The following is a 5,237-nucleotide window of genomic DNA, read 5'->3' on the forward strand; positions in this document are numbered from 1 at the left end:
CGTACCGCGCCACGTGCGTGGCGCGACGGTCAGCGGCCGGAGATGAGGCCGGCGAGGCGGGCGTAGGCCGAGGTGGTGGTGCCCCGGTCGTTCTCCCGCCGGTCCGCCGCCCTGAACAGGGTGTAGATCAACCGCACCCCCGCCCACCGCAGCGGCTCCGGCTCCCACTGGCGGACCTGGCGGCCCACCCAAGGGAGCGCCGTCAGGTCCGTGTCCCGGCGCAGCACCAGGTCGCGGAGCGTACGGCCGGCGAGGTTGGTGGTGCTGACGCCGCTGCCGACGTACCCGCCCGCCCAGCCGAGACCGGTCACGTGGTCCAGGTGCACCGTGGAGCACCAGTCGCGCGGGACGCCGAGCACACCGCACCAGGAATGCTGGACGCGGGCGTCGGCGGCGGCCGGGAAGAGCTTGACCAGCATCCGCCAGAGCAGCGCCACCGTCCGCTGCTGGGTGGCGCCACGACGGTCGGTGCGGGACCCGTACCGGTACGGGACGCCGCGCCCGCCGATCGCGATCCGGTCGTCCGCGGTGCGCTGGGCGTAGATGTAGGCATGAGCCTCGTCACCGAGCAGTTCGCCGCCCGACCAGCCGATGTGCTTCCACACCTCGGCCGGCAGCGGCTCGGTGACGATCATGGAGCTGTTCATCGGCAGCCACTGCCGGTGCTGGCCGGCGAGGCTCGCGGTGAAGCCCTCGGTCGCGCGGATGACGTACTCGCCGGAGACGACGCCGCGTGACGTGACGGCGGCGGCCTCTCCGCCCTGACGTGGGCGGATCTCCGTCACGGTGGTGTTCTCGAAGATGTCCACCCCCAGCGCGGCGACCACCGAGGCGAGCCCGACCGCCAGCTTCGCCGGCTGGACGCGCGCGCAGTGCGGCGTGTAGGTGGCCTCCAGGGTGCCCGCCACCTGCAGGCGTTCGCGCTGCTCGTCCCGGGACATCACCCGCAGGTCCTCCTCCCCGTACCCCCACGTGCGCAGCGAGGCCAGCTCGGCCCGCATCCGCCGCCGCTGCGCGGGATTGGTGGCGACGTGGATCAGCCCGCCCTTGTGGACGTCCGCCTCGACGCCCTCCTCCCGGGTGACCCGGATGACCTCGTCGACGGACCGGAACATGGCGTGCTGCATCGAGATCACCGCCTCCCGTCCCCGGGCCGCCGCGTACCGGGCCCGCGACCCCGCGAACTCGGCCGACAGCCACCCGCCGTTGCGCCCCGAGGCGCCGAACCCGGCGAACTCCCGCTCCAGGATCACGATCCGCAGGTCCGGACGCGCCTTCTTGAGGTAGTACGCGGTCCACAACCCCGTGTACCCGCCGCCGACGATCACCACGTCGTACGAGCACGGCCCGGGCAACGCCGCCCGGCGGTCCGGCAGGCCGATGCGCCGGTACCAGAACGAGACGTCGCCGTTGACGAAGTCCCCGGTCAGCGGGATGCCTTCCACGTCAGCACAGCCTCCCATCCCTTCCACCGGGGCAGACGGCACCGAACCGGCCACGCGCCCGGACAACCGCCCCGATCAGGGCGCCACCACACCGACGACGTCCGAGAGCGGAACCGCCCCGCGCCCCGGAGCGTCCTGGTGCGCACGGGAGTCGAGGGCCACGTCGCGATTGTCGCTCATGACCCAGACCTGCCCGGCGGGCACCTGGACGCCGAACTTGTTGCCGGAGGCGGACCGCCCGGCCAGGTACGGCTCCGCGAGCGGCTCCCCGTTCACGGTGACCTGTTCCCGCTCGCAGCAGGCGACGGCGCTTCCCGGCGGGCCGATGACCCGCGAGACCTGCAACACCTCCGGATCACCGCCCCACCCCGCCGGCCGGCGAAAGACGATCACATCACCGACCTTGGGCCGATACCCATCGTCCACGGACCGGACGGTGATCGACTGCCCCTTCCTGAACGTGGGCTCCATCGACTCACTGTCCACCGTGAGCCGCTCCGCCCCGCAGGCGACGGCCGCGAGCAGCGGGAACAGCAGGACCAGAAGGGGGACGCCGCGACGTGACACGCAGGCATGATCGCAGACGGGCGGCGCCGCCCGACAGTCTCAGAGGGCGCTCTCCGAGGGCCCCGAGAGCACGGTGACCCCCGCCCCGGCGAAGTTGGCCAGGTCAGCCACCGCCGCCTGGCCCGCCTCACTCGCCATGGCCGCGTTGAACGCCGCCTCGTCGTCCCACGTCAGTATCGCCACCAGATGGTACGGAGCGGACCCGCCGTCGGCCGACGGACCGGGACGGGTGGCCGTGTAGGCGCGCAGCCCGGGCAGCTCGGCCGCCAACGGCGCGTGCGTCTCGTCATAGTGCTTGTCGAACGCCGTGACGCTCTCCGGGGGGTTGTAGAGCACGATCAACTGGTACGCCATGGCCGCCTCCGTACGGGAAGACTCGTACGCCCATGAAACCCCGCCCCGCCCCCCTGTGATAGAGGTTGCGGCGATGCTTTATCTCATCGTGTGCGCCGCCTGGGAGGCCCGGAACGTGGGCGGCCTCGTGGCCATGGCCCTGGACGACGGGTGGGGCGTCCAGGTGGTCGCCACCCCGTCGGCGCTCGACTTCGTCGACGTGGCCGCGCTGGCCGAGCAGACCGGTCAGCCCGTGCGCAGCCGCTACCGCAGGCCCGACGAGCTGAAGCCGCCCCGCCCCGAGGCGATCATCGTCTCGCCGGCCACGTACAACACCGTCAACAAGTTCGCCCAGGGCATCACCGACACGTACGCGCTCGGCCTGCTCGCCGAGGCGCCCGGCCTGGGCATTCCCGTGGTCGTGGTGCCGTACGTCAACGAGGCGCTGGCGGGCCGCACGCCGTTCCTCAGGTCGGTGGCCGATCTGAGGGCGGACGGCGTGATCGTGCTGGACGAGCCGGACTGGGCGCTGGCGCTGGGCCACGTGCGCGCCGCCAGGAAAGGTTAGGCGGAGCAGGTCGGAGCGGGCGCGGTGTTGACGCCGTTCCACGTCCCGAGGAAGCCGAACGTGGTCGAGGCGCCCGGCGCGAGCGTGCCGTTCCAGCTCGCGTTCCGCACGCTCACCCCGGAGCCGCTCGCCGTCAGCACGCCGCCCCAGATCTGGGTGATCCGCTGCCCGTTGGCGAACGTCCACGCGGTGGTCCAGGCGCTGATCGCGCTCGTGCCGGTGTTCGTGACGGTGACCTCACCCTGGAAGTTCCCGCTCCACTGCCCGGCGATCCTGTACGTGGCCGCGCAGCCGCCGCCCGTGGGAGGCGGGGTGGTGGGGCCGCCGGGCGTGAGGAAGTTGACCAGCGCCGGGTACCACTTGTCGGACATCTTCTGGTCGCCCGACGCGTTCGGATGCACGCCGTCGTACGTGTCCGCGCTCGTGCTGAACCCCGTCCACTGGTCCACCACGACGACCGGCGACTGCTGCGTGCTGGTGGCGGCGGCCCAGGCGGGGATCGCGTTGTTGAAGGCGACCGCGCGCTGTCCGCAGTCGGCGCAGTTGGACGGCGCCATCGGGATGATCTTCGCGACCAGGATCCGCATCGCGGGGTTGCTCGCCCGCATCTGGCCCACCAGCGTCGTGAACGCGCTCAGGATCGTCGAGGGCGGGATGTTGCTCCACACGTCGTTCGTCCCGAAGTGCATGAGCACGACGTCCGGCCTGGTGGCCGCCAGCCAGCCGACGAGCTGGTTCTGACTGGCCACGTTCGTCGCCAGGAAGCCGCCGTGTCCCTCGTTGTCCCCGTCGTGCGCGACCGCGCAGCCCTGGGGCGGCAGCGTGCCGACGAAGTCGACGTTGGTGTAGCCGGTGCTCTGCAACCTGTTCCAGAGCAGGGCCCGCCAGCAGCCGGGGGAGCCGGTGATCGAGTCGCCCAACGGCATGATCCGGGTGGCGGCGGCCTCGGCCGGGGTGGTGGTCAGAAACAGCACGGTCGCGACGAAGGTCAGCACGGCCACGAGCAAGGCGCTCATCCTCGACTTCACGACCGGAGCGTAAGAGCGGGATCCTCCACCGGAAAGCGGACAGATCACCGCACTCCATCCGACCTGCGGTGATTCCCTGTAACTTTCACAGCACCCCGGCCACGCCGCCACCCGCCGCGAACCGCGGTCTAACCTGGGAACATGACACGCGGGAGGCTGAGCGTCTACCTTGGCGCGGCCCCCGGCGTCGGCAAGACGTACACGATGCTCGACGAGGCGCGCCGCGCCGCCGGACGCGGCCGTGACGTGGTCGCCGGCCTGGTCGAGACCCACGGCAGAGCCCGTACGCAGGCCCTGCTCGACGGGCTGGAGAGCGTTCCCCGCACGACCCTCACCCACCGCGGCGCGACCTTCACCGAGCTGGACGTCGCCGCCGTCATCGAGCGCGCGCCGAGGTCCGCGCTGATCGACGAGCTGGCGCACACCAACGCCCCCGGCTCGCGCAACGCCAAGCGCTGGCAGGACGTCGGCGAGATCCTCGACGCGGGCATCGACGTCGTCTCGACGCTCAACATCCAGCACCTCGAATCGCTCAACGACGTCGTACGCCGGATCACCGGCGTCCCCCAGCGCGAGACCGTCCCCGACGAGGTCGTGCGTGAGGCCGACCGGATCGAGCTGGTCGACATGTCGCCCGAGGCGCTGCGCCGCAGGATGGCGCACGGCAACGTGTACGCCCCGGAGAAGGTCGACGCCGCCCTCGCCAACTACTTCCGCGTCGGCAACCTCACCGCCCTGCGCGAGCTGGCCCTGCTCTGGGTGGCGGGCGAAGTCGACGAACAACTCGACCGCTACCGCGCCGACCACGGCATAGCCGACACCTGGGGGGCGCGCGAACGGGTCGTCGTCGGCCTCACCGGCGGCCCCGAGGGCGACACGCTGATCCGGCGCGCCGCCAGGATCGCCGCCGGCTCCAAGGGGGCGGACCTGCTGGCCGTCCACGTGACCAGGGCCGACGGCCTCGCGTACGGCGGTCTCGCGCACGGGGGTCTCGCACACGGCGGTCTCTCGCGCGACGGGCTCACGTTCGACGGTGACCCCGCGACGCTCGTCCGCCAGCGCGCGCTCGCCGAGAGCCTGGGCGGCACCTACCACCAGGTCGTCGGCGACGACGTGCCGCGCGCGCTGGTGGAGTTCGCCCAGGGCGCGAACGCGACGCAGCTCGTGCTCGGCGTCTCACGACGCGGCAGGTTCGCGCAGGTCATGGGGCGCGGCGTGGGTGTGACGGCGGCCGCGCTGTCCGGCTCGATCGACGTGCACCTGGTGCCGCACGAGGCGGCCGCCACCCCCCGCGGG

General features: G+C 72.2%; 6 protein-coding genes. 2 read left to right on the forward strand and 4 right to left on the reverse strand.

Features of this window, described 5'->3' with window-relative positions:
- Positions 1–29: 29 nt before the first annotated feature.
- The 3 genes from KME77_RS01550 to KME77_RS01560 all read right to left on the reverse strand — a co-directional run bounded on the left by KME77_RS01550 (position 30) and on the right by KME77_RS01560 (position 2,366).
- Complete coding sequence (locus KME77_RS01550) at positions 30–1,445, reverse strand: NAD(P)/FAD-dependent oxidoreductase (RefSeq protein WP_308250493.1); 1,416 nt, start codon at positions 1,443–1,445, stop codon at positions 30–32.
- A gap of 75 nt (positions 1,446–1,520) precedes the next feature.
- Entirely contained in the window at positions 1,521–2,012 is a 492-nt protein-coding gene (lepB, locus tag KME77_RS01555) for a signal peptidase I (protein WP_219460772.1), read from the reverse strand.
- Positions 2,013–2,051: 39 nt separating this feature from the next.
- The gene (locus KME77_RS01560; RefSeq protein ID WP_219460775.1) at positions 2,052–2,366 is read right to left on the reverse strand and encodes an EthD family reductase; all 315 of its coding nucleotides are present in this window, start codon (positions 2,364–2,366) and stop codon (positions 2,052–2,054) included.
- Between the two features lie 73 nt (positions 2,367–2,439).
- On the opposite strand from KME77_RS01560, the gene KME77_RS01565 reads away from it, so the two are divergent.
- The gene (locus KME77_RS01565) at positions 2,440–2,913 is read left to right on the forward strand and encodes a flavoprotein (RefSeq protein WP_219460778.1); all 474 of its coding nucleotides are present in this window, start codon (positions 2,440–2,442) and stop codon (positions 2,911–2,913) included.
- On the opposite strand, the gene KME77_RS01570 is transcribed toward KME77_RS01565, so the two are convergent.
- Positions 2,910–3,941: a cellulose binding domain-containing protein gene (locus KME77_RS01570; protein WP_308250494.1), complete on the reverse strand. Its 1,032-nt coding sequence runs from the start codon at positions 3,939–3,941 to the stop codon at positions 2,910–2,912. The two genes, KME77_RS01565 and KME77_RS01570, sit on opposite strands and share 4 nt — an antisense overlap.
- A 141-nt stretch (positions 3,942–4,082) precedes the next feature.
- Between KME77_RS01570 and KME77_RS01575 the strand changes: the two genes are divergently transcribed.
- Positions 4,083–5,237: universal stress protein (locus KME77_RS01575; RefSeq protein ID WP_219460781.1), on the forward strand; the 1,155-nt coding region annotated here is incomplete at its 3' end.

This window comes from Nonomuraea rhizosphaerae (assembly GCF_019396405.1).
GTDB classification, from domain to species: Bacteria; Actinomycetota; Actinomycetes; order Streptosporangiales; family Streptosporangiaceae; genus Nonomuraea; species Nonomuraea rhizosphaerae.

Excerpts from the sequence above, each read along its gene's own strand:
- KME77_RS01560 (WP_219460775.1), bottom strand. The coding sequence starts at position 2,366 with ATGGCGTACCAGTTGATCGTGCTCTACAACCCCCCGGAGAGCGTCACG.
- KME77_RS01565 (WP_219460778.1), top strand. The coding sequence starts at position 2,440 with ATGCTTTATCTCATCGTGTGCGCCGCCTGGGAGGCCCGGAACGTGGGC.